Origin of the sequence: Faecalibacterium prausnitzii, assembly GCF_049532945.1 — a bacterium.
Lineage (GTDB): Bacteria > Bacillota > Clostridia > Oscillospirales > Ruminococcaceae > Faecalibacterium > Faecalibacterium prausnitzii_N.
On sequence record NZ_CP186691.1, the window covers coordinates 3,090,378 to 3,114,629 of the forward strand.

Genomic DNA, 24,252 nt, shown 5'->3' on the forward strand with positions numbered 1-24,252 from the left:
TTCCCTCATTTCTCAAGTATTTGGGGTCGTGCGGGGGCTGTTCGTTACGCCATCCAGCAGTTTTTGCAGCGGTCTGGGGAGCTTGCCCGCGCTCTCGCGGTCGGCCCTCGTTTCCACCGGCTTGCCGAGCGGTTCCGGCTTCTGCGGCTCCGGTTCGGCATCCTGGCTCTGGGCAGGAGGAAGGATGGTGTTCAGCTCACTTCCCAGCCGGGTGATCCGCCCCAGGTTCCCGGCTTTCCACATCGACAGGGCCAGCACCGCCGCCACGCTGGCCACGGCCACCCGGCCATAGGTGTTCTGCATCAGCCGCACCCAGATGGTGCTCATCACGGTGCCGCGCATCGACCGGGGCGGCGTTTCCAGCGCATCTGCCGTCAGCAGAGCGGTGTAGCGCTCCATGCATTTATCGCAGTAGGATAAATGCTCTGCCGTCTCCAGCCTCCCCAATTCATCCAGCTGCCCCGCCGTCAGGGCGCGGAGGCCCTCGTCCGTCAGGCATCCATCATCCCGAAACCATTCCATCTTCGCTCCTCCTTTCCTGGCGGATCGTTTCCGCCAGCATCTTTTTTGCCCGGTAGATCTGTGCTTCCACCGTCTTCTGCGGCCGCCCGCAGAGGGCAGCGGCTTCGGCAGCGGTGTGCTGTTCCAGCAGCACCAGACGGCAAGGCGTTCTGTAGGGCTCCCGCAGGTCCAGGATCATGGCGGTGAGCTCTTCCTCGCCCAGAGCATCCAGCACCTGCTGTTCCGGCTGGGTGCCGGGCGGCGCACCTTCCAGCGCCAGCACATCGTCGCCGGGAATGTTCACCCTGCGCACCCATGCGCTGCGCAGATAGTCCTTTGCCTTGTTGGCAGCGATGCGTGCCAGCCACTGTTTTTCAAACCCGGACGGGCAGCGGTCAATGGCCCGCCATGCCGCCAGAAAGGTCTCCTGCGTCAGGTCCTGCGCATCGCCGGCATCCGGCACCAGCTGGTGGCAGACCGTATATACGAGCGACTGGTATTTCTGCACCATCGCGCTGAATTCCAGTGTGGTCAACGGTCCGCAGGACCTCCTTTCTGCAATGTCCGGGGCGGTTTTGCTGCCCCTCTGTCTCTTCATACGAAACAGGCCGAACGTTTCCTGCAAAAGATCCAAAATTTTTTCTGCCTGCCGCCCTACTGGCAAAGCAGGAAGCGTTCTGTTATAATGATACTATCACAAAAACCGCAGGAGGAAAAGCCGATGGCCTCAAATACGAAGCAGGCATTGCTGCAGGCACTTTCCGCTGCCGGGGGCAGCTACGTTTCCGGCCAGCAGCTGGCCGAGACCCTCGGCGTGAGCCGCGCTGCCGTGCACAAGGCCGCTGCGGCCCTCACGGCCCAAGGGTACGCGCTGGAAGCTGCGCCCCGCCGGGGCTACCGGCTGGCAGGCGGCGACCCGTTCTGTGCCGAGGCCGTGGGCAGCTACCCTGCGCCCATCTACCTCTACGACAGCCTCGAAAGCTCCAACCTGACGGCCAAGCAGCTGGCGCTGACCGGTGCCCCGCACGGGACGCTGGTGCTCACCAGCCACCAGCAGGCCGGGCGCGGGCGGATGGGCCGGGTCTTCGAAAGCCCTGCCGGCAAGGGCGTTTACCTTTCGCTGCTGCTCCGCCCGGACCTTTCCGCCGCCGATGCCCAGACCGTGACCATCGGGGCCGCTGTCGCTGTGGCGCGAGCCGTGAAGGCCCTCTGCGGGCTGGAGCTTGCCGTCAAGTGGGTCAACGACCTGTACTATCAGGGCAGAAAGGTCTGCGGCATCCTGACCGAAGCGGGGACCGACCTCGAGAGCGGACAGCTGGAATGGCTGGTGGTGGGCATCGGGCTGAACCTTACCTCCACCGCTGCCGACTGGCCGGAGGAGCTGGCCCGCAAAGCCGGGAGCCTGTACCCCGGCGGGCCTGCCCCGGTGAGCCGAGCCGCACTGGCCGGGGCCATTGCCCGGGAGCTGCTGGCCCTCTGCCCGGACTTTTCGTGCCTCGACGAATACCGCGCCCGGTGCTTTGTGCCCGGCCACTGGGTGACGGTCTGCACCAACCGCGAGACCTACGCCGCCAAAGCCCTGTTCATCGACGGCTGCGGCCAGCTCGTCGTCGAGCGCGAGAACGGCCGCACCGTTGCCCTGCGCCACGGCGAGGTCAGCATCCGCCCCGCCCGCACGACCTGAACCGGGCCTGAAAGCAGGGGATTCTTCCACCAAAAACTTTTTTCAAAAAAGCGCTTGACATTTCCGGTTTCCATGGTATAATAACTATCGTTCCGAGCAACACAGCTCACGAACTAAAACAGAATATGCGGATATGGCGGAATTGGCAGACGCGTTAGATTCAGGTTCTAATCGGGGCAACTCGGTGGAGGTTCAAGTCCTCTTATCCGCACTCTCAAACGACAGCTTTCAAAAAGGCTGTCGTTTTTTCTTTTGCGTCCGTCCTTTTGGAAACGCTCTGCTATGCGGATAAGAGGACTTGAACAGCACGGCCCCACCGCAGGCGGGGCAACAAAAGCCCCAGTGGGGCTTTTGTTAGTGCGCGGTTCCCAACCCGTAGGAATGTCTACCGGGAGGACTGCCGTTAAAGCAGAAAATCCGAACCTTTTCTCGATAGGAGAAGGGTTCGGATTTTTCGTTTTCTTCGGAAAGCAGAATGAAGGCTCTTTCCAAACGGCTGTGTGTCCAAAGCCTTATCAAAAAAGACGTGTAACGAAAGTCACAACTGTAAAGGTGCCGCAAGGCGGAAAGGACACAAACATGAAGTACGATGCAAGAGCTTGCCATTTCAACATGGACACCGGGTGCGTGGAACTGCTGCTCCGGGATGGGAGAAAGATTTCCATTGACTGTACCGGGGTCGAGGATGCACTGGACGTGACCATGGCGCAGAGGTCGGAGTTGGATTACCTCATCTATAATGACCCGCTGGGCTATGCGGATTTGATTCTGAACGGTGACCCGGAGGAATACTTGAAAAACGTAACCGGGAGCCACGGGCTGGAAATCTAACAAACGCCGGACATCACCATTTTTGAGCTGGTGTTGTCCAGCATTTTTTTGGAGACCATCCCAATAGTTGCGTAAACCTCCGGAGAGGTGTAAATTTGAACCGACCCATAAAAAGTAGACAATAGACAAAAAGCCTCCCCGTGTAGGGTAATAGAACTACACGAGGAGGTTTTGCTATGTCCGGAAAATACGTAAATCGCTATGCCTCGCACGCCTCCCGGAGAGCAGGCAGCAGCTCATCCAGCCGCCCGTCCAGTCCGAAGGACTTCTCTTTGATATTGTCCGCAATGTAGATCTCCCCCAGATTGATGGTCACATAAGTGGCATTTGGCTCGCCGGCCACCAGGCGCATCTTCCATGAATTTTATATATCTTCAAAAGATTTTGAGCAATAGTAGAATCTTTTGAAGAATACTAGTCTCATCTCATTCTTACTGCTTCAAATAGGCCAGCAGGGCTTCCGCCGATGCCTTGGCCCCGCCCAGGCTCCGCATATCCTCGCTGAAGGCGTGGGCCGTCTCCTTATAAGAAGGTTCGATCAGCAGCTTGAAGATAGCTGCTTTCAGTCCCTCGCTGGTGATGGCGTTTTTATCCGGAAAGGCGCAGCCAAGGCCCAGCTTCTCGATCTGGCGGGCGGTGATAGCCTGTTCTTCCATCTGGGGAATGGCGATCATGGGCACGCCGTAGTAGATGGCCTCGCCGGTGCCGCCCATGCCGGCGTGGGTGATGAACACCGACGCCTGGGACAGGATATCCAGCTGGGGTACCATCTGACCGACTTCTACGTTGGCGGGGATGTCCTTCAGGCTGGCGGGGTCGATGGAGCCGAGCGCGGCAAAGACGTTGATGTCCAGGTCCCGCACTGCGTCAAACAGGATGGGGTAATACTCGGGCCAGTTGTTGAAGGCAGTGCCAAGGGAGGAATACAGCAGGGGTTTGCCGTTGTCGGGGGCCTTCCAGCTGCCGAAGGCGGTCCGCTTGCCGATCTGTACCCCGGTGAACACGAAACTGTCATCGAAAGTCTCGTAATTGGGAACCAACTTTTTCTGCATCATGACCAGGTTGAAGTCCCCGTGGCCGTCGAAGATTTCCTTGACGGTCAGCAGGCGGCAGCCATATTTTTCGGCATAGGTCTGGGCCAACTGCGCTGCGGCTTTGCGCAGAGGGTGGTCCGGCGGGCAGTTCTCGAACCCGGCGGCTACCGAGTAGCTGTCGTTGGAGGGGTAGCTGGTGTAGAGCATGACGTTGGCAACCTTGAGGTTGTCCGCCGCGATTGTGCCGGCAATGCCCGCAAAGTCGTGGACGACAGCGTCGGGTTTGTCGTTTTTCAGGGTGTCCAGCACAGTGTCGATGTAGGCTCCTGCCTCGTTTAAGAACAGGAAGGGCACCGCGGCGGCCACTCCGCCGTCATCCTCTTTCTTTTCGCCGTCCTCATTATGCTTGTCGTTTTCCGCCATCCAGGAGGGTACGGCGACGAACTTTGCCCCGGTGGGCTCGATGATAGTGCGGAAGGCTTCAGTGGTGAAATAAGTCACCCGGACGCCTTTCTTCACCAGTTCGGTGACGAGGGCCAGGGTAGGATTGATGTGCCCGAAGGCGCCCAGCGATACGAATGCGATATGCATACAAAAACTCCTTTCAAACAACAAAACAGCCATGCAGGCAGCGCAGGACGTTGCCCGCACGGCTGCGGGGAAAATAGGTGATGGCTTATTCTGTCAGGCCGTTGTTGGTGATCACTTTTTGATACCAGTAGAAACTGTCCTTTTTCACCCGGGCGCACTGCTTGGGATCGGTCTCGGTGCGGTCCACGTAGACTAAGCCGTACCGTTTGGCAAAGCCCTGGTGGCTGGACACCACGTCTACAAAGCTCCAGGGGCAATAGCCGAACACCGGCAGTCCCTCGTCAATCATGATGGCCAGCTGTTCGATGTGCTCTTTGAGGTATTCGATGCGGTAGGGATCATGGATCTGGCCGTCCGGGCCCAGTGTTTCGCTATAGGCCATGCCGTTTTCGGTGACGATCATGGGCAGACGGTAGCGATTATAGACCTTGCGCATCCCAATATGCAGGCCCATCGGGTCAATGCCCTTATCCATCCACTCGGTTTTGCGCAGGTGGGGATTATCACAGATGTCGAAGGCGTCCGACACCCAGAAGGGCGGCTGGTCGTAGTTGACGGGACCCTCCTTGACTTTGGCGCAAATGCTGAAATAGTAGTTGATGCCGATGAAGTCGGGAGTCGAGGCTTTCAGCACGGCTGCATCTCCGGGCAGCGTCTGGGGGTAAAGTCCATGACTCTTTAAGTAGCTGGCCACATAGGGTGGATATTCGCCCCGGACACTCAGATCGAGCAGGTAGAACTCCATCAGTTCTTCGGCGTTCTCGGCGGCCAGAACATCCTCGCTGCGGCTGGACTGGGGATAGACCACCTGGATAGCACACACCGGGCCGATTTGGGCTTCCGGGTCGATCTGCCGCAGCAGCGAAATAGCCCGGTGCTCGGCCAGCGAGACATGATAGCTCATCTGGTAGATGTTCTGCAGGTTCTTCTGCTTGTCCTGCTCAAAGTTGCCGTTCATGATGCCGGCGGCGGTGGCGATGAGCTGTTCGTTCACTGTGACCCACCGCTTGACGCGGCCCTTGAAGTGGGTAAAGCAGACCTCGGCGTATTTCAGATAGGCGTCGATCATCTTGCGGTCGAGCCAGCCGCCGAAGGCGTCCACCAGCGCCTGCGGACACTCGAAGTGATAGAGAGTAACGAACGGTTCGATTCCTTTTTCCAACAGATAGTCGATGAGCCTGTCGTAAAAGGCCAGCCCCTCGGGGTTGGGGGTGCAGGTGGCATCCGGCATGATGCGGCTCCAGGCAAAGCCCATCCGGTAGACCTTCAGGCCCAGCTCGGCCATCAGGTCCACGTCCTCTTTCCAGTGGTGGTAATGGTCTGCGGCCACTTTGTTGTCGGCGATGCCGGGGCGGCGTGCCCCCAGGTCGGTGGTGGCAACGCCCTTGCCGCCTTCGTTGTAACCGCCCTCTACCTGAAAGGCGCTGGTAGACGCGCCCCAGAGGAAATTGGTGGGGAAAATCATTTGTTTTGTCAAGTCGATAACACCAGCCTTTTTGATTTTATGGTATCACGCAGTCAAACGCTCTCCAAATCTTTTTGGGAAAAGCCAAACAGATAAGTCAGAACAGCTGCCACGATCAGAGAAGCAAAGGAGGCTACCACGCCAACCACAATGTTGGCATTGGTACCACCCACATAGCCCAGCAGAGACAGGAAGTTGGCGGAGGTCATTGCATATCCCTTGAGGTCGAATATGCCGGCGATGGCGCCGCCCACAAAGCCGCCAACGGCCATCGTTACAAAGCAACGGGTAAAGCGGAAGCAGATGCCATACAGAGTGGGCTCGGTGACGCCGCCCAGAATGCCAGAAGCGAAGGCTGCAAAGGAGGTGCTGCGGTCATCCTTGTTTTTCAGGCGGAGCGCTGCGCCCAGAGCCACACCGAAGCATGCCCAAGTCGCAAAGTTGCCCGCATTCATGGGGCCGCTGATGATGCCGGTCTCGAAGAAATCGGCCATCATGGGCATCATCAGAGCCAGGTGCATACCGCTCATAACCAGGAACTCCCACAGAGCGGCGATGACAGCCACGCCGAACCAGCCGGTGGTCATGCCAAACCAGGCAAGACCGCCGCTGATGGCATTACCCACAATGGTACCCAGAGGTGCCAGCAGGCAGAGGATAAAGGGCATGGAAATAATCAGGCTGAAGAACGGGGTAAAAACGCTCGTCAGCAGGTCGGGCATGAACTTTTTGACAAGTTTATAAATCAGGCAGAACAGGGGCACCGACAGCATAACAGGCAGAACAGTCTGGGCGTAATTGGTCACGGTAGCAGGAATGCCAAAGACCGTGAACGTTTGACCGTTGGTGGCAAAAGCCGCGAAATCGGGCACCATTAGAACACTGCCGATGAAAGAACCCAGCATACCGTTGACACCCAGCTGTTTGGCGGCATTGTAACCCACCAGAATAGGCATAAAGTAAAACGCCGCATCGTACAAGAAATCAAACAGGATATATAAGTTGCTTTCCAGGGTGTACAGTCCCAACAAGTCGGGGCCAAAGATAGAGTTGACAGCACGGAACAAGCCTCCGGCCAGCAGCACCGGGATCATGGGGGTCATACAGCCTGCCAGATAGCCCATGATATTCTTACCCACCTGCTTGGGGGTCAGCTTCCGCTTGGTGATGGCGGCATCCTGGGCGGCAGCAGCATCATCCTTGACGGCGGCGCTGGCGCTGATGCCTGCCAGCTTGCACAGTTCCTCATACACTTTCGGAACATTGGTGCCGATCACGATCTGGTACTGCTGGCCGCCGCGCACAACACCCAGCACACCGGAAATCTTTTTCACCTCATCGTCTTTGGGAAGGTTGTCGTCTTTCAGATACAGGCGCAGGCGTGTCATGCAATGGGTGGCATCCTTGAGATTGGCCGCTCCACCTACTGCCGCCAGAACCTGCTCGGCGATCTTTTTATTGTCTGCCATACTGATTCCTCCTATTTTTAAGTCAAATCGTCGTAAGTGACGAGCTGAACATCCTGCCCCGCCAGCCAGGCGCGTACCTCAGGCCGGCAGAGCATAGCAGTTTCTCGTAACCGGGTGGTCGTCATGCTGGAATGGTCCAGCAGATAGGCATCGATATAGCCCGGATGGAAGACCATCAAGTCACACCCGCCCTCGTGAGCATTTGCCACCGCGTCCTGCACGCCCGTAAAGGGGGCGGTCTCGTATGCCTTAAAATCTCTTGGCATATAGGCGTACACTTTGGTGTGGCGGAAGGTTACTGCCTCGCCGGGACGGCCCATCGCAAAGTAGGGCAGGCCGTGCCGCTGGGCAACGATTTCCAATCCCTGAAAGAAATTGGCGCTGGCCACTGCGTGTCCCTCAAAATAGCTCGGTTCGCGGCCGGTCAAGGCTTTGAACTGGCGATACTGGGCTTCGATCTCCTCGATCGCCTCGTCCAGCACCACAAAGTCACGGCCTTCTTTGGCGGCCTCTCGGTAGGCGCGGCTGGGTTTGAACTCTCCTTCCGGCGTACAGAGGCTGGGGATGCGAGCGGGGTCAGTCAACGGCCGGCCCACACAAATGTTGGTGTGCTGCCCTAGACAAAGCTGGCGGCCATACAGCAGCCCCAGTCCGTGGACAGCTGCGGGCATATTGGTCATCACCCCCACTGAGCGCACCAGTCCGGCTGCTACCGCCGCCGCAATGCCGCAGTTGATGCCTTCAGAGTAGCCAAGGTCATCAGCACGGATGAGTAATCGTTTCATGGTTTTGTCCTCTACAAAGAAAAAGTTACAGTTTTTGCTTTTGGTTCTTGCTTCATTTGTTTCAATACCAAGGTTTTCACGACTGGCCAGTCTGATTTCCTCTTTGCACTAAAATTATAACATGATTGGAACTTGATTTGGTTGCAAATACAAGTGCGCCATTTCAGATTGGTAGCGCATGTTTCAATTTCTGAAAAGCGAAAAACTTTTTTATCGTTTTTTGTGCGCTTTGACAAAACAAAAAGGCCGCAGGGCGGTTAACCCTCGCGGCCTTGCTGTATTTTTTGCTATGCTTTACTGGAACGCTTTATCGTATGCCTGCATATAGCCCATGACGATCAGGTCGTTGGCCATGAGGGCTGCATATTTGCCCACGTCGTTGCGGTTGGTGGTGCCGCATTGCAGGATGAAATCGGCGGTGTTCAAATAGGGGCTGGCAAGGTTCTGGGTGATGACCAGAACCTTGCAGCCGCTGGAAATGATTGCGTTACAGATATCCGGGTAACGAGTCGGATAGCTACCGCCCACGCTGCAAATGATGGCAAAGTCGTTTTCGGTCAGGCTGCGGGCGCACTCCAGCTGAGCGGCATAATCCATGAACAGCTCGACATAGCGGCCCATAATCATCATTTTACTTTGGAAGTAGTGGCCGATGTCCCACAAAAAGTGGTGGGAGAAATAGGCCGCCTTGCCGCAGCCGTGCAACACCCGCACAATGTCGGGGATGACTTCGGCGTTTTCAGGCGTGATGGTAGCATAGATGTTGCTGATCAGCGCGTCTCGATAGAAACCGATGGCCATTTCCTGATTGTTGTGCAGCATGGTGTAGAACTGTCGGGAATAGTCGGTCCTCATGGTGAAGTCCTGCTCCAGCCAGGCCTGGAACGCTTTGAAACTGTCCATCCCCAGAAAGCGGCAAAACCGTGAGATGGACGCCTTGGAGGTATAGCACAGGTTCGCGATCTGGCCGAGAGTCATCCCTTTGAGCTGGGGGTAATGCTTGAGCAGAGTCACTGCGATATCATAGTTTGCGTCCCGTTCGGGTGTGGTGCTCACAAAACTGAGCAGCCTGTCTGCCAGAGAACCCATCGCTCTTGCTTCGCTCATCGCTGCTGCCTCCCCTCGCCTTCTCAAAGTGTTTTTATTGTATCATATTTGACAGCGAAATGTCAAAGAAGCGTATTGTTTTGAAAGAAAGTCATACCAAAAATAACGGCGGGCAGCCGAACATCTGCCTTTGGTGTACAAGAACAGGTAGTGTTCAAAAAGAACACCACCAGACGGCACTCAAAAGCTTTGCAATAGGACACAAAATATGGTATATATTATACGAAATGCAATACGGTTACATCCATCCCCATCCAGAGCGAAGGGAGGCCCTCCTATGACCGCTGTAATCTACGCCCGCTATTCCAGCGACAATCAGCGCGAAGAATCCGTCGAAGACCAGATCCGGGAATGCACGGCGTATGCCGAAAAGAATGGCATTATGCAGATTTGATTCTAAACGGCGAGCCGGAAGAATATTTGAAAAATACGGCTGGGAGCCGTGGGTTAGAAGATTAAGGACAAAATAAAAAACAGGATGCGCCCTGCGGACGCACCCTGCAAAAGACCACAGACGATAGCGATATGTACAACAGGGAGTTCCCCAGAGCAGAGTTCCCATAAAACAGTATTTGCAAAAGTTCCCTAAATGGGGAAGATTTGGCGTGACTTCGGTCACGCCTTTTCTTTTGCTTCCAGTTCATCCAGAGGGATGTACCCCAGCCCGTCGTACTTGATATGGATGTGCTGCACCCGCTTTCCGCTGGACTTATCCGGGGCATCTACATAGATAGCCGACACCAGTTCACGGAGAGCATAGGGAGTGAGTTCTTCAATATGAACGTACTTGTGCGCTTTCTGGACGAATTTTTCAATATTCTCGATTTGCTGTTCCTGTACTTCGATTTCCTGTTGGATAGAGAGGGATTCCTCTTCCAGCTGCTTCTGTTCGGCATCGTAGCTCTGGCTCATCATGTCGAAGCGGTCATCGCTCAGCTTTCCATTGGCGTTGTCCTCGTAGATTTTCATGAACAGCCGTTTGAGGTCTACAATCCGCTTCTCATTCCGGGCAAGCTGCTTCTTCAGGACGGTCAGCTTTTCGCTGCTTTCCACACGAAGCTGCTCCTCCATGACCTTGCGGAAGTAGTTTTCATGACGGAGAATGTAGTCCGTCACCCGCTGAACATGACTCAGCACACGTCCTTCCAGAACCTTTACCCGGATGAAATGTCCCTTGCACTTGCTCCCGTTCTTCTTGTGCAGAGAGCAATCAAAGAAGTCTTGACTGAAGTCCCTGTTATTGGACGAACCATATTGCATCTTGGAACCGCAGTCAGCGCAGTAGACCATACCGGAGAAAATGCTGCTCTTGCCTGTTCGGGTCATACGGTGACGCTGGCTGCGAATCTCCTGAACCTTTTCAAACACATCATCGTCAATAATGCGCTCATGTGTATCCGGGAAGATAGCCTGATTTTCCACAGGATTCAGATGTCTCTTTTTATCCCAGATAGAGTTAGTATAGGTCTTGAAGTTGACTGTGCAGCCAGTGTACTCCCGGCGTTCCAGAATCAAACTTACTGCTCTTTTATCCCAGCGATAAGGGTCTTCCGGGGCAGGTGCGTTTGTGCTCCGGCCATGGCTCAACTTGTAGGCGGTAGGAGTCAGAACTTTATCTGCCCACAGTTGGTTCGCAATTTGGGTCGGCCCACGTCCCTCCATGCACATGGAGAAGATGCGCTTCACAATCGCAGCCGCTTCCGGGTCAACAAGCCAATGCTTCGGGTTCTCCGGGTCTTTTACATAGCCGTACGGAACATTAACCGTCAGCGGTACTCCACGCTCTCCCTTGGCCTTCTGAACGGCCCGAATCTTGCGGCTGGTATCGCGGGCGTAAAACTCGTTGAACCAGTTCTTAATGCCCGCAAAATCGTTGTTTACGCTGTTCGGGTCAATGGTGTCGTAGTTGTCGTTAATGGCGATGTAGCGAACGCCATACTGGGGAAAGGTGAAGTTGGTGTACAGACCAGTCAAGGCAGAATTGCGCCCCAGTCGGGACAAATCCTTCGTGATAACGATTCCTACACGCCCTGCTTCGATCTCGACCAGCATACTCTGAAAGCCGGGACGGTCATAGTTCGTGCCGGAGTAGCCATCATCCACAAAGAACACCGGGTTCGGGAAGTGGTTCTTTTTGGCGTATTCCAGAAGGATGACCTTCTGGTTCTCAATGGACAGGCTTTCGCCGAGCCGTGCGTCCTCTTGCGACAGTCGGCAGTAAAGTGCGGTGATTTTATTCGTTGCTCCAGACATTGTTGTGTCCTCCTTATTCTGTGGAGCAACTGTCAGTACAGGATTGGTTACCGGATCAAGTATAGCAGAATTGGACGCAGTTGTCATTCGTCTGCACCCTCATCTTCAAATTTTTGCTGGGCGTTCTTGGCAACAATGCGCTCCAGTTTCTTCAAAAAGGATTCCTTGCCCTCATAGCTGCCGGTCACGGTGTAGGTGGTGTGACCGACTTTCTCCGTGGTGGTCAGTTCAGGAATCCAGAATGCAGACAGGTTCTTGACATGGAGATTGCCGTTCTCATCTACATAGGAGCCGTGCTTCTTCTGCTCTTCGGTCAAGGGCTGCCGCTTGAAATAGATTTCGTTTTCGGAGATGCTTACGGTTTCGCTGGCTTGCTCCTTCGGGGCATCGTCATACAGCTGGGCAAAAAATGCCAGTGCATCTTCGGGTGAGTCTTCCTCCATGAGCTGCTCGAAAACTCGCTGTTCCTCTGCCGAGAGGTTATTCCATGCGGCTTCCAACTCCTGCTCGTTGGCTGCGTTGACGAAGGCTTCGATCTCTTTTTTCATGGTGCATCCTCCTTTGGCTGCGAAAAGCGGATTTTCAAAAAGTATGGGTTTTCGTGAGAGCAAGAATCGTCCCGTGGCCACAAATTTTCAATTCTTGAAAATTCTTGCCACTTTGGGACAGCTTCTTGTTGGGGCGTGCCTGCCCCAAACCCTGCTTAGGAGTGAGTGCGATATACTAGGAATTTATTTATTGCTTGCATCGGTTTTGTCGTTTCCCTTTTTCTTACGAGACAAACCTAAACAAAGATGCGTCGAGCCAAGGCAAAGAAATGATGAACCAAGACACAACCATACAACAGCCATAGAATTATCATTTCCACTTATGAAGCTAATAAGTGAAGCCATATATAACAGAGCAGAAGCTGCATAGAATAAGATAGATTTCTTGGTTTCTTTTTTCATAAATAATCGCCTCCACAAATCGATTTGTTGAGTCAATTATACCACGTTCTTTATCGAAATTACACCCTCTACATGGGAGAACTTGGCCGATTTACTGCGTACGTGCGTACCCATCTTCCGTATACACGTATGCGGCGATTTGCCCGAAACGCACTCTATACAGCCGTTCCCCCTCGGAGAGCCCACTACACTTTGCAGACCACAGGGATGAAAGTGTCATAGTGGGTTATTACACTTCCGCAGAAGTGCCTTCTCCTCGCCGCAGACAGCCGGGTGTGCCTTTTGTGAGAGCTTTCTGTGCGGCGAATCTACATCGCCCACAGGCGATGTAAGCAGGGATTCCAAAGGGGCGCAGCACCCTTGGCACACGACTTTGGTACAAAGTCTAGTGTGTTACACCTTTCCAGAGGTGTATACGTTCCTGAAATGCAAAAAGCCCCATACCCAACACCTTAACGGTGCGGACATGGGACTTGATGCTTCCTCGGCCTAGCCGGGTACTCCGTAACCAATCCTGACAGGCAGTTGCCGTGTCATTTTTCGAAAACTGTTTTACGGATACCCAGCAAGCGGGAACTTCCTGTTTTTCTTTGTTTGCGTGATGAGCCTGTTCCGCCTGCCACGCGGCAAATTCTCTTTGTCCTACCTCGCTGTTCCAGCAGGCAAGGATGGCCGGGTAGAATGCCCGTGCCAGACGGTCGATGACTTCATCGGGATAGGGGGAAGTGTTTGTGGACTTTTTCTTTTTGTTCAAACGCACGCTCCTTTGATCGTCCCACCGCAGCAAAGTCGGGCGAGAAAATCAAAGTTCCAATTTTTATCAGGCGCAAGGGCGCGGATGCTTTCCGCCCTGCACTTGCGGCTGGGGGCTCGTTGATGGCTTACAGGTGTCTGCTGTTATGCGGTCTTTTCTTCTTCAAGGGCTTCTGCAAGAGCCTTTTCCAGATAGGTTTCGATTTCAGTCAGGTAGTTAGCAGGTCTCTGCATTGCGAAGCGGAGAACCTTTTGCTTTTCCGGGTCAGTGAAATAGCTGGGATTGTTTTTGAGCGTTTTCTTCCATGAGTTTTTCATCATTTCGGTCGCACGGCTCAAGGATTTGTAAACCTTCATAAACTCGTCCGGTACATGATAGCACCGGAATTCTTCTGTTTGTGGTGTGGGCATGGGAACGGGTTCTGCTTTTTCAGGTTCAAATTCTGCACTGGCAGATTCCAACACTTCCAATGCCTCTGGATGCAGGATTTGAGCAAGGACATCTGAACGATGCTCGGCACTTACCTGCACGAGTTTGGACATTTCTTCGTTGGTAAACTTCACTTCGCCGGAAAAGACTTTCTGCTTGATGCCGGGAGAGAGGTTGTCTGCGATGTCGATGCCTCGTGTATAGTGGCTGGCGCGGAGAACGGAGGCGCGGCTGACACCGTTTTCCTCTGCGATCCGGTCACAGGTTTTCTTTCCAGAGTGGTGGTTATCACCGTGATCACCACCACTTTTCTTTGCTAAAGTGTACTGATTACCCCGAAAGATTTTTGCAGCTTTCTTTTCAGCTTCATACTGTTTCCCAAGCAGATAGCGTTTCTGTTCGGGGCTCAGGTTTCGCCGTCCCAACTGATTCCGGCAAATCCACGCAATGGTTTCTTCGCGGTTCTCAAATTGGAGCGGCGTAGTGGAAAAATAAATCTCAGGATGCTTCTGGAGAATGGCATAACGGTTGTGGCCGTCAACAAGGGTGTTGTTCCAAACGATCAAAGGAGAGAGCAGCTTGCCTTCCTTGAGGATGTTTTCTTCAAGCTGCTTAAATTCATCATCGGTCAGAGGAGGAATCTGAGACTGGAACTCCGGGTCGATTTTCAGATTGATCATACGCACACTCCTTTATCTCTCCTGCTGCGCCGGTTCTTCCTCCCGGAAAAAGGACGCAACATTCTGCTTTGCGGTTTTCAGCTTGAGCAGTTCGTTCTTGGCTTCCTTGTACTGCTCGTAGAACTGTGCCTTTTCGGATGCCAGCTGCGCATACTCGGCTTCCAGTTTCTTCGGGCTGGGCAGCTTGGTGATGTTGCTTGCCTTGAAATAGGCTGCTGCCGCCCGGTACGCTGTCAGCTCTGCACGATGCCGCTCCTCAAAGGCTGCGGGTCGCTTGGCGGTCTTTAACTGCTGTGCGACGCTCTTGGCACTGGCATAGGCTGTGACATGATAGCGCAGCTCTTTGTTGGTTTTCATGCGGCCTTCGAGGTCTTTCACCACCGCCAGCGAGTCGTGATACTTGGTTTCCAGTTCGGCGATGCGCTGGTTCAGATCATCCTCGTTGAGCAGACCTTTCTCCTGCAAAAGAATCAAGGTCTGCGCCATGGCTTTGAGGTTGTGCTTCTTCGCCCAACATTCGTAGCCAATGCTCTTGCCTTCGGTCAGCTTTGCCTGAATATCGATCAGCTTTGCAAGGTTGGTCGGTTTGGACTGTACCTTGGGTTTGCGTTCGGCGTTTGCCTGCAACGTGGCAAGCACTGCCGCCTTATCGAACTTGTCACCGAGATGTTTCGCTCGGATAAACTTCGTTCTGCCAGCGGGCAGATAGCTCAGACACCCACGGCTTTCCTTGACGGTGATGCTATACTGCTGCATGAGCCTGTCGGAAAAATCCTCAAAGCTGGTAGCACGGTACAGCACCGAAGAAATCTGTTTCCGCAAAGTGTCTTTCACGGTTTCAAACTTCTTCTGCTTGGGCGGCTGTCCGGTTGCGGCGAGGCCTGCGTTTTCACGGTCAAGTTTCAACTGGCCGCGCCTGCGCGCCCAATACTCCGCTTCGCTTACGCGCTCCTTCGAGCCGTTGAGCAGGTCGATCTGGTACAGTCCGGCACCTTCGCACAGCTCCATGACCTCGACACGCAAGTGCCGCATGGTCTGGGCAGTGCTGGAGTGCTTCATACCCTCACGCCAATCGCGGGGCTTCTGCATATAGGGCTTACGCTCCACTTCTCGTGTTCGGACGCTGCCGATCACGATGTGGACATGGATGTTTCCCGAATGGTTGTGCCCATCGGGGTGAGTGCAGACGATGGCGGGATGACCGGGGAAGTTTTCTTCGCAGAATTTCAGGCCAAGTGCCTGTGCCTTTTCCATGGTCAAGCCGTTGTCGGCTGCATCTCGTGGGTCAAAGCTGATGATATATTGATGGCTCTTAATATCACCATGCTGGGTGTTCTTGCCATACTTGCGGTTTGCCAGCAGACAGGCCGTTGCAAACGAGAAATCACCGCACTCAAGGGTGTCGAGTAGGTAGGATTCCCGCAGCTTCGGTCTGCCTTGTTCATCCAGAAGTTGCTTTCCGGTGAACGCATCGTGCTGGTAAACGAGGTACGCTTCGATGGCGGTGTAGTCCGAGTTTTTAGAGGCGATATGCTTGAGCGTTGCCATACAGTTCACCCAGAACTTTCTCGGCGTGCAGCCGAAATGCGGTCAGGTCTGCAAGTTCGTCAAGGAGTTTCGCCCGGATCTGCTCGGTGTCTGCACCGCCGGAATTGAAGTGCCTTGCAAGCTGGTTGAGGTTGCTGCCCACCTTGCTGCACTGGGCAAGCAAGGTGGAAACAGCGGTCAGGGTTTCTTCTCCGCCGCCTGCAACGATGACCGTTTTCTCGATCTTGACGTTGTGGATGGCGCGGCGGATGAAGGTGGAGAGGGAGAGATTCAGGAGTTTGCAAGTGAGTTCCAGTGACGCTTTTTCCTCCGCTGCCACACGGAACTTGATGACGTGCGTTTTGCTGTTCGGCGTGTCGTGGTGCTGGGAATTGCTAGGGGTCGATTGAACATTCGTTTTGGTCATTGTACCTCCTGTCTGTTCGATAACTCCTCGGTGAAGTTATGTAAGCACGACACGCCGTTCCATTCGTGCCGTAAGGCACGAATGATGAGCAGGGTTTGGGGCAGGCACGCCCCAACAAGATCACTTCGGAAATGCAGACGCATTGAAGAAGTGAAGTCCCGGTGGAGCACAACATTTTCAAGAATTGAAAATTTGTGGCCACGGGACGGTTCTTGCTTATCGCTTTTTCGTCCAAAACAAAAATACAGATTTCAAACTGGATCCCGGTTTCCAAAGCTGGGAGTGCAGGTGCCAATAGAAGTGTCTCCTATTGCGGGGTCGCCGCTTGCACCGAATCTGCGTTCCTGCCCCTGTGTTGCAGCGGCGTTGTCCGGCTCGCCCGCATTTTGTGCGGGGTCGTGGAGCGGTATCCAGATCCAGACGGCTTGTGCAGTTTTCAAAGTGCGGGTATGAAGAATTGCAGGCCGGTGGTCCGGCTGCAAATTCTCTCGGAATATAAAGAAAACCGCCCCGCAAGGGACCAAAGGATTTTGTCGGGGATAAGCGGCGGCAAAATGGTTCGGTGTGGTTGCGGAGCGGCAGAGAAAGCTATGACGCTTTATTTCGATAAAGTGGTTTGACTTGTAATAAATGGTAGCATAAGAGTAGGATGCTGTCAAGTAAAAGCGGAAGAAATTAGATGAAGCATCAAAAAGTCAATGGCGGTTTTATAAACAGAGCACAAAAATATGATGTGTTTTAACGGGCCTATGCTTCATAAATTTTCCCCATTGGACGCGATGACGTCCCGGTACCACCAGCCGGAATCCTTGACGGTGCGCTTCAAGGTGGGGTAGTCCACATAAATCAGGCCGTAGCGACAGCTGTAGCCTGCCGCCCACTCGAAGTTGTCGAACAAGCTCCACACCGAGTAGCCGATCACTGGGATGCCATCATCAATGGCATGGGCCATCTCCAAAAGATACCGGTGCAGAAAGTCGATGCGCTGGGGATCGTGGACCTTGCCATCCAGCATGACGAAGTCCAGCCCTGAATAGCCGCTTTCGGTGATGAGGATGGGCAGGTGGTACCGCTCGAACCAGAACTTGCTGGCGTAGTAGAGCACCTTGGGGGTGATGTTCCAGGCGGCAGCGGTCTGGGGGCTGCCCTGGTAGGCGTAGGTGTCGTATTTTGACGGGTCGGGCACCAAGTCCACCGTGCCCTGGTAGCAGTTGTAGGCGTAGAAGTCCAGGGGCTGGCTCACCAGGGCCCACTCCGCATCGCTCATGGGGTACAGTATATCACCAAATTTTTCTTTGGCCCATGCAGGATACCGGCCTAAAAACACAGGGTCGGCCCACCAGGTGTTGGACATGATGTAGCCGGGGTAGTCGCTGAGGGACTTCTGCCGGGCCTTTTCCACTTCCTCAGGGCTGTCATCTTTGGGCAGACAGCAGTCACCGGTGGGGGCCATCCCGACCTTGGCGCCAGGGCAGTTTTTCCGCAGGACCTGCACCGCCCGGCCATGGGCCAGCAGGATGTTCTTGGTCACCGCCATCATGGCGGCATCGCCGTTGTGCTCAAAGGGTGCGTGGACGCCCGCCATCAGACCCAGCCCGCAGAACATCTGGGGCTCATTGAAGGTGATCCAGTAGTTCACCTGGCCGCTGAGGGCCTTGGAAATCACCTCCACATAGGCCGCGAACCACTCCACGATTTCAGGGTTCTTCCATCCGCCCTTGCGGTAAAGGGCGGTGGGTAGATCCCAGTGGTAGAGGGTCACCAGGGGCTGGATGCCGTTTTGCAGCAGCTCATCGCAGAGGTCCTGGTAAAATTTGACGCCGGCTTCGTTGACCTTGCCCGCGCCCTCGGGCAGGACGCGGGGCCAGCTGATGGAAAAGCGGTAGGCTTTCAGGCCCATCTGTTTCATCAGGGCCACATCCTCCCGCCAGCGGTGGTAAAAATCAATGGAGGTATCGGCGTTCTCGCTGTGGGCAATGCGGCCGGTGCCGTCGTGGACCAGAGTGTCCCAGATGGACTCGCCCTTGCCGTCGGCATTCCAGCCGCCCTCGATCTGGGTGGCTGCAGTGGAGGCGCTCCACAAAAAGTTTTCAGGGAATTTGGACATATAAACCTCTTTCTTGAGTTCCCCTCCTGTATGCCCCGCCCTGTGCGGTGCAGAGCGGGGCACCCGGCAGAGGGCAGGAAATGTCTTACTTGCGTAGGAAAGCCATCAGTGCCTCAGCCGAGGCCTTGGCCCCGCCCAGGCTGCGCATATCCTCGCTGCAGGCGCGGGCGGTGGCCTTGTAGGAGGGCTCGGTCAGCAGCTTGAGAATGGCTGCCTTCAGGCTCTCGCTGGTGATGGCGTTTTTATCCAGGAAGGCGCAGCCCAGTCCCAGCTTTTCGATCTGCCGGGCAGTGATAGCCTGTTCCTCCATCTGGGGGATGGCGATCATGGGCACGCCGTAGTAGATGGCCTCGCCGGTGCCGCCCATGCCGGCGTGGGTGATGAACACCGACGCCTGGGAGAGGATGTCCAGCTGGGGCACCATCTGGCCCACCTCCACGTTGGCGGGGATGTCTTTCAGGCTGGCCGGGTCGATGGAGCCCAGGGCCGCAAAGACGTTGATATCCAAGTCTCGTACCGCGTCGAACAGAATGGGATAATACTCGGGCCAGTTGTTGAAGGCGGTGCCCAGGGACGAATACAGCAGCGGCTTGCCGTTGTCGGGGGCCTTCCAGCTGCCGAAGGCGGTCCGCTTGCCGATCTGCACCCCGGTGAACACAAAACTGTCATCGAAGGTCTCGTAGTTTGGTACCAGTTTTTTCTGCATCATGACCAGGTTGAAGTCCCCGTGACCGTCGAAGATCTCCTTGACGGTCATCAGGCGGCAGCCGTATTTTTCGGCGTAACTTTGAGCCAGCTGGGCCGCGGCCTGGCGCAAGGGATGGTCTGCCGGGACGTTCTCGAAGCCGGCGGCCACCGAGTAGCTGGCGTTGGAGGGATAGCTGGTGTAGAGCATGACGTTGGGCACCTTGAGACTGTCGGCGGCGATAGTCCCTGCGATGCCCGCAAAGTCATGGACGATGGCGTCGGGCTTGTCGTTTTTCAGGGTGTCCAGCACCGTGTCGATGTAGGCCCCAGCCTCGTTCAAAAAGAGGAAGGGCACCGCGGCGGCCACCCCGCCGTCATCCTCTTTCTTCTCGCCGCCTTCATTGTGCTTGTCGTTCTCGGCCATCCAGGAGGGGACGGGGACGAACTTTGCCCCGGTGGGCTCAATGATGCGGCGGAAGGCCTCGGTGGTGAAGTAGGTCACCCGCACTCCCCGCTTCACCAGTTCGGTGACCAGGGCCAGGGTGGGGTTGATGTGGCCAAAAGCGCCCAAAGATACAAACGCGATGTGCATAAAAACAAGCTCTCCTTTTTTGATCACAATGTACAGGCAAGGGCTTTGTGGATTTTGGATTTGCTGTACACCAGGTTGGCGGCCTTGCCATCGGAGCGGCGGAAAGTAGTATCCATCTTTTTAGCGATAGTTGCTTTCATTCCCATAAAAGAGAAGGGCACGTCATCGGTATCGCCTGCCAATACCTGATCACACAGCTCAATCATCTCATCTAGGAGGGTAACGGGCAGCTCGGGCCCATGATGGGAGACAAAGATCCGATCGTACCGGCCTGTCAGGCGGTCCCGCACTTGGACGACCGTTTCCCTGTACGCCTCCACTGGGGCGGCCTCCGGTCCAAAGAGGAAAGTAAAATTGTTGTAGCAGTCTCCCGTAATCAGGAGCCTGTCCTCCTCCACAAGGAAAGCAGTGCTGCCCGCGGTGTGCCCGGGGAAAGCCACCGCCTGCACATGCACCTCGCCCAAATCAAAAATCATGCCGTCGGTCAGCTCGGCAAAGTCCTTGTTTGGGTCAGCCTCCACAAAGCTGCCAGCGGTCAGTTCCTCATAGCGATCCCTCAGATTGCCCTTCAGGTAGCCCTGGCGGTCAGCCAGACTGCACTGGCTGCGATAAAGTGCCTGGTCGGCGCTATTGAGATAGACCTTGCCAAACTCCGTTGCGCCGGGGGCGTGGTCGATATGCCCATGGGTCAGCAGGACAGTGAGGGGCAGGCTGGTCAGATTTTCTACAAAAGCCCGCAGATGTCCTACTCCCAAGCCCGCATCAATCAGGATGGCCCGCTGTCGGCCAATGACGAGGTAGAGGTTTTCTTTGCTGGGACTTTCGATCCAAAGAACATGGACGGAAACTGGCTGGGAACGATAATACATAGTGTATCTCCTTATTAAAAGGCAGCCATACAGGCAGCGCATGGCGTCGCCCGTATAGCTGCGGGGAAAAGAGGGAACGTTCAGTTCTGCTCAGATTCGATGGCGAGCTTTTCGGCTTCCAGATTCTTCTTGTCCTGCATCTTAACAAAGGGCATGAAAATCAGTAGGTCAATTACGCACAGGACTACTTCCATCGCTGCGATGGCTGCGCTGCCGTTGAGGATGCCGGTAGCAATCATGGGGAAGTTGAATACCGTCACGCCGGCATAGCGTGGCACAATGCCAATGGCACAGGCTGCATAGCCCAGGATGAAATTCAGCGCAGGGGTAATCACCCAGGGAACCACAATGGTTGGGTTGAGCACAACAGGAGCGCCGAAGATCAATGGCTCAGAGATGCCGAAGAAAGCAGGAGCTACTGAAATCTTGCCCACCGTCTTAAGCTGGCTAGATTTGGCAAACAGTAGCAGGGCTAAGGCAAAAGCGGGATAAACGGTTGCAATGGTGGTGCTGTAGGAAAAGGCCATACCGATGATGTTGGGTACAGCCTGCCCGGCAGCATAGGCAGCTTGGTTAGCCCCATCCAGCCCAAACATAATGGGGGCGGTCATACTAGACAGGAAACCAGGGTGGATGCCGAAGAACCACAGCACCTGGGTCAACAGGTTGATGATAGTCAAAGTAAAGAGGTTCTCGCCCACGATGGCGTTGAGGGGCATTTGCAGAATGTTGTACAGGCAGTCGAAGGCGTTTCCCCAAGGGGTCAGCGCAAACAGACCACGCAGCACCAGAGCCATCAATGCGATGACCAGACCGGGAATCAGAGAGACAAAAGTATTGGAAACGTATTCCGGCGTGCCCGCTGGCATTTTGATAACGATTTTGGCGTCCACAATTGCCTTATAGACCGAGATGGTCAGCAGAGCGACGAGGATGCCCAGAATCATGCCCTGGGTGCCCATGTAAGTGAAGGAAAGAACCGCTGTGCCGTTGGCGTCGACAGCGGTGGGCAGCAGCGTCACATAGACAATCAGAGCAAGGATGGGTGCGATCTTGCTGTGGACTTCCTTTTTGTCGGCAAAGACGCTGGCGACGCCATAGGTAAAGTAGAGGCCCAGCATATTGGTGGTAGCTCCCACCAACGCAGTCAGCAGGGTGCTGATACCGGTAGATTGGATAAAGTTCTGCCAAAAATCCACCGGCAGGCCTGAAAACAGACTGGCGAAGGAACCGATGATGATTACCGGCAGAAACGTCATGATGCCCTGTGAAATGCTTTGCAGGTAGATATTCCCGTTGACGACGTCGCTGAATGCCGCCATCCGGTCGGTCATGCTCTTTTTCTCTGCCATGGCTTACACCTCCTCGCCCATCAATTTGCGGGCAGCTTTTAGAACGGCGGCACCGTTCATCATTCCATAGTCCTTCATCTCAATGGCGGCTACTGGCACGTCGGGACAATCCTTCTGCACCTGGGGCAGCTTGTGCTTAACTTGGGGCCCAATCAGGATGCAGTCAGCATCGGTGCCCACTTCCTTGGCGGCTGCCAGAGAATAGGCGTTGATGGTGCATTCATAGCCTGCCTTGGCGGCGGCCTCCCGCATCTTAGCCACCATCAAGCTGGTGGACATCCCATTGCTGCACATCAAAACAATCTTTTTCATACAAAATTCCTCCTTATTTTTACCAGACCGGAATGGCTGGCGATTTTCCTCTTTACTGCTTTTTTTGCTCCAGCGCCTCTTCCAGCGCGTCGATCCGCTTGTAGAGTGCGATCATCTCCTCCACCATTGTTTTGGTGAGCTCGGCGCTCATCAGCTGATCCTCGGCGTGGGCCAGCACCAGCCGGACGGTGGTCTCAACGCCCTGGCCCTCGGCCTCGATCATGGCGGCGTGGGCATGGTGCCCCTGGATGAAATACCCGTCCGCCTCCTTGAACAGCTTTTCAGCTTCGTCGTACTTGCCCTCTTTTGCTTTGTAGAGGGCCTCCATAAAGGTGCTCTTGGCACCGCCGGCGGCGGTGATCAGCTCAAACACCTGCATTTCTTCCTGTTCGGTCATTTCAGCCATAGGTGGTTCCTCCTTTTAATCCAGGTCCTCGCCGTTCGAGGCGATGACCTTTTTGTACCAGTAAAACGAATCCTTGCGCCGGCGCTCCAAAGTGCCGCTGCCGTCATTGTCCCGGTCTACATAGATGAAGCCGTACCGCTTTTTCATCTCGCCGGTGCCGGCGCTGATCAGGTCGATGCAGCCCCAGGGGGTGTAGCCCATCAGGGGGATGCCGTCCTCCTCCACCGCGGCCTTGAAGGCCTGGATGTGCTGGCGCAGGTAGTCAATGCGGTAGCTGTCGTGGATGCTTCCGTCCGCTTCCACCGTGTCCGTAGCGCCCAAGCCGTTTTCCACAATAAAGAGGGGCTTCTGGTAGCGCTCGTAGAGCAGCCGCATGGTCAGCCGCAGGCCCATGGGATCCACCTGCCAGCCCCACTCACTGGAGGGCAGGTAGGGGTTGACCACCCCGGCCACCACATTGCCCTTGGCCCTGCCCGCCTCGGTGGGGCGGCCGGCCTGGACCATCGACATATAATAGCTGAACCCGATGTAATCCACCGTCCCCCTGCGCAGCAGGTCGTCATCCCCTGGCTCTTTCTGGATGGTGATCCCGGCGCGCTCCAGCTTTTTCAGCAGGCGCTGGGGATATTCCCCGCGGGACTGCACGTCGGCGAAGGCCAGCATGGTGGCCATCATATCGTCGGCGGCCTTGGCGTCCAGGGGGTGGCAGGTCTCGGGGTAGACCACTCCAAAGAGGGTCATGCAGCCGATCTTGTTCTCGGTGTCAATCTTGTGGCCCAGCAGCACCGCTTTGGCGCTGGCTACAAACTGGTGATGGGCCGCTTGGTAGATCACCTGCATCCGGTTTTCGTCCGGGCGAATGTCCAGACCCGCCGGGTTCCAAGGACCGAACTCGATGGCGTTGATCTCATTGAAGGTCATCCAGTATTTGACCTTACCCTTGTATTCGTTGAAGATGACCCGGCAATAGTTCTCGAAGAAATCCACTAGCCGCCGGTCCCGCCAGGCACCGTATTTTTTCACCAGACCGTAGGGCATTTCGTAATGGCTGATGGTCACCACCGGCTCGATGCCGTATTTGTGCAGCTCGTCAAACAGGTCGTGATAGAACCGCACCCCCGCTGGGTTAGGTTCGGACTCGTCCCCCTGGGGAAAGAGGCGGCTCCAGGCGATGGACGTGCGGAAGCACTTGAAGCCCATCTCGGCAAAAAGTTTGACGTCCTCTTTATAGCGGTGGTAGAAGTCGATGCCCATGTGGTTGGGGTAGTATTCGCCGGGGATGACGCCATCGGTGATCCGGCGCTTGGTGTGGGCGTCACCCGCCGTCATCACATCCGCCACGCTCAGGCCCTTGCCGTCTTCATTGTAAGCGCCCTCGCACTGGTTGGCGGCTACTGCGCCGCCCCATAGAAAGTTGTCGGGCAAAGCCATTTGGATTCC

Annotated in this window: 24 protein-coding genes, 1 tRNA gene and 1 pseudogene; 4 read left to right on the forward strand and 22 right to left on the reverse strand. The window is 55.3% G+C overall.

What is annotated here, in order from left to right; translation table 11 throughout:
* Positions 1–12: 12 nt before the first annotated feature.
* Both ACNQFG_RS15565 and ACNQFG_RS15570 read right to left on the reverse strand, forming a co-directional pair.
* A complete protein-coding gene (locus tag ACNQFG_RS15565) occupies positions 13–522 on the reverse strand; it encodes a hypothetical protein (protein ID WP_423405533.1) in 510 nt (169 codons plus the stop codon).
* Entirely contained in the window at positions 503–1,036 is a 534-nt protein-coding gene (locus tag ACNQFG_RS15570) for an RNA polymerase sigma factor (protein ID WP_423405534.1), read from the reverse strand. Before ACNQFG_RS15570 ends, ACNQFG_RS15565 begins: the two co-directional genes overlap by 20 nt.
* Positions 1,037–1,222: 186 nt before the next feature.
* On the opposite strand from ACNQFG_RS15570, the gene ACNQFG_RS15575 reads away from it, so the two are divergent.
* The 3 genes from ACNQFG_RS15575 to ACNQFG_RS15585 all read left to right on the forward strand — a co-directional run bounded on the left by ACNQFG_RS15575 (position 1,223) and on the right by ACNQFG_RS15585 (position 3,016).
* Positions 1,223–2,185 (forward strand): biotin--[acetyl-CoA-carboxylase] ligase, encoded by a 963-nt coding sequence (locus tag ACNQFG_RS15575; RefSeq protein ID WP_423405535.1) that lies wholly within the window; start codon positions 1,223–1,225, stop codon positions 2,183–2,185.
* Between the two features lie 127 nt (positions 2,186–2,312).
* Positions 2,313–2,396 (forward strand) — tRNA-Leu (locus ACNQFG_RS15580).
* 368 nt (positions 2,397–2,764) lie between these two features.
* Positions 2,765–3,016, forward strand: a complete 252-nt coding sequence (locus tag ACNQFG_RS15585; RefSeq protein ID WP_423405536.1) for a DUF6061 family protein — start codon at positions 2,765–2,767, stop codon at positions 3,014–3,016.
* A 199-nt stretch (positions 3,017–3,215) separates the two neighbouring features.
* Here ACNQFG_RS15585 and ACNQFG_RS15590 read toward each other — a convergent pair whose 3' ends face one another.
* The 6 genes from ACNQFG_RS15590 to ACNQFG_RS15615 form a co-directional block, all read right to left on the reverse strand.
* Positions 3,216–3,368 carry a hypothetical protein gene (locus tag ACNQFG_RS15590; protein WP_242852986.1) on the reverse strand — a complete coding sequence of 51 codons (153 nt, stop codon included), beginning with the start codon at positions 3,366–3,368 and terminating at the stop codon, positions 3,216–3,218.
* Positions 3,369–3,447: 79 nt separating this feature from the next.
* Positions 3,448–4,641, reverse strand: coding sequence for a macrolide family glycosyltransferase (locus ACNQFG_RS15595; RefSeq protein ID WP_423405537.1), 1,194 nt, complete (start codon positions 4,639–4,641; stop codon positions 3,448–3,450).
* Positions 4,642–4,726: 85 nt separating this feature from the next.
* Positions 4,727–6,106: a glycoside hydrolase family 1 protein gene (locus tag ACNQFG_RS15600; protein WP_423405538.1), complete on the reverse strand. Its 1,380-nt coding sequence runs from the start codon at positions 6,104–6,106 to the stop codon at positions 4,727–4,729.
* Between the two features lie 53 nt (positions 6,107–6,159).
* On the reverse strand, positions 6,160–7,575 hold the full coding sequence (locus ACNQFG_RS15605) for a PTS transporter subunit EIIC (protein WP_423405539.1): 1,416 nt from the start codon (positions 7,573–7,575) through the stop codon (positions 6,160–6,162).
* A 17-nt stretch (positions 7,576–7,592) separates the two neighbouring features.
* Positions 7,593–8,360, reverse strand: a complete 768-nt coding sequence (locus ACNQFG_RS15610) for a ChbG/HpnK family deacetylase (RefSeq protein WP_423405540.1) — start codon at positions 8,358–8,360, stop codon at positions 7,593–7,595.
* Between the two features lie 294 nt (positions 8,361–8,654).
* Positions 8,655–9,467 carry a MurR/RpiR family transcriptional regulator gene (locus ACNQFG_RS15615; protein ID WP_118658125.1) on the reverse strand — a complete coding sequence of 271 codons (813 nt, stop codon included), beginning with the start codon at positions 9,465–9,467 and terminating at the stop codon, positions 8,655–8,657.
* 277 nt (positions 9,468–9,744) lie between these two features.
* On the opposite strand from ACNQFG_RS15615, the pseudogene ACNQFG_RS15620 reads away from it, so the two are divergent.
* A pseudogene (locus tag ACNQFG_RS15620) lies at positions 9,745–9,849 on the forward strand (recombinase family protein); the annotation flags it as partial.
* Between the two features lie 233 nt (positions 9,850–10,082).
* Here ACNQFG_RS15620 and ACNQFG_RS15625 read toward each other — a convergent pair.
* The 14 genes from ACNQFG_RS15625 to ACNQFG_RS15690 form a co-directional block, all read right to left on the reverse strand.
* The gene (locus ACNQFG_RS15625; RefSeq protein ID WP_097781440.1) at positions 10,083–11,807 is read right to left on the reverse strand and encodes a recombinase family protein; all 1,725 of its coding nucleotides are present in this window, start codon (positions 11,805–11,807) and stop codon (positions 10,083–10,085) included.
* The gene (locus tag ACNQFG_RS15630; protein WP_005924522.1) at positions 11,804–12,268 is read right to left on the reverse strand and encodes a hypothetical protein; all 465 of its coding nucleotides are present in this window, start codon (positions 12,266–12,268) and stop codon (positions 11,804–11,806) included. Before ACNQFG_RS15630 ends, ACNQFG_RS15625 begins: the two co-directional genes overlap by 4 nt.
* Positions 12,269–12,451: 183 nt before the next feature.
* Positions 12,452–12,670 (reverse strand): hypothetical protein, encoded by a 219-nt coding sequence (locus tag ACNQFG_RS15635; protein WP_080545308.1) that lies wholly within the window; start codon positions 12,668–12,670, stop codon positions 12,452–12,454.
* A 385-nt stretch (positions 12,671–13,055) separates the two neighbouring features.
* Positions 13,056–13,430, reverse strand: a complete 375-nt coding sequence (locus ACNQFG_RS15640) for a hypothetical protein (protein ID WP_423405541.1) — start codon at positions 13,428–13,430, stop codon at positions 13,056–13,058.
* Positions 13,431–13,567: 137 nt separating this feature from the next.
* Entirely contained in the window at positions 13,568–14,533 is a 966-nt protein-coding gene (locus ACNQFG_RS15645; protein ID WP_097781462.1) for a hypothetical protein, read from the reverse strand.
* 12 nt (positions 14,534–14,545) lie between these two features.
* Entirely contained in the window at positions 14,546–16,081 is a 1,536-nt protein-coding gene (locus ACNQFG_RS15650) for a relaxase/mobilization nuclease domain-containing protein (protein WP_423405542.1), read from the reverse strand.
* Entirely contained in the window at positions 16,053–16,487 is a 435-nt protein-coding gene (locus ACNQFG_RS15655; protein WP_423405543.1) for a plasmid mobilization protein, read from the reverse strand. The genes ACNQFG_RS15650 and ACNQFG_RS15655 overlap by 29 nt, the downstream gene beginning before the upstream one ends.
* A gap of 754 nt (positions 16,488–17,241) precedes the next feature.
* Positions 17,242–18,594 (reverse strand): glycoside hydrolase family 1 protein, encoded by a 1,353-nt coding sequence (locus ACNQFG_RS15660; RefSeq protein WP_423405544.1) that lies wholly within the window; start codon positions 18,592–18,594, stop codon positions 17,242–17,244.
* 85 nt (positions 18,595–18,679) lie between these two features.
* Positions 18,680–19,873: a macrolide family glycosyltransferase gene (locus tag ACNQFG_RS15665; RefSeq protein ID WP_055186854.1), complete on the reverse strand. Its 1,194-nt coding sequence runs from the start codon at positions 19,871–19,873 to the stop codon at positions 18,680–18,682.
* Between the two features lie 23 nt (positions 19,874–19,896).
* On the reverse strand, positions 19,897–20,742 hold the full coding sequence (locus ACNQFG_RS15670) for an MBL fold metallo-hydrolase (protein ID WP_423405545.1): 846 nt from the start codon (positions 20,740–20,742) through the stop codon (positions 19,897–19,899).
* An 80-nt stretch (positions 20,743–20,822) separates the two neighbouring features.
* A complete protein-coding gene (locus ACNQFG_RS15675) occupies positions 20,823–22,094 on the reverse strand; it encodes a PTS sugar transporter subunit IIC (protein ID WP_055186852.1) in 1,272 nt (423 codons plus the stop codon).
* A gap of 3 nt (positions 22,095–22,097) precedes the next feature.
* The gene (locus ACNQFG_RS15680; protein WP_055186851.1) at positions 22,098–22,406 is read right to left on the reverse strand and encodes a PTS sugar transporter subunit IIB; all 309 of its coding nucleotides are present in this window, start codon (positions 22,404–22,406) and stop codon (positions 22,098–22,100) included.
* Between the two features lie 52 nt (positions 22,407–22,458).
* Positions 22,459–22,812, reverse strand: coding sequence for a PTS lactose/cellobiose transporter subunit IIA (locus ACNQFG_RS15685; protein ID WP_242852993.1), 354 nt, complete (start codon positions 22,810–22,812; stop codon positions 22,459–22,461).
* Between the two features lie 15 nt (positions 22,813–22,827).
* Positions 22,828–24,243 carry a 6-phospho-beta-glucosidase gene (locus tag ACNQFG_RS15690; RefSeq protein WP_423405546.1) on the reverse strand — a complete coding sequence of 472 codons (1,416 nt, stop codon included), beginning with the start codon at positions 24,241–24,243 and terminating at the stop codon, positions 22,828–22,830.
* Positions 24,244–24,252: the final 9 nt, after the last annotated feature.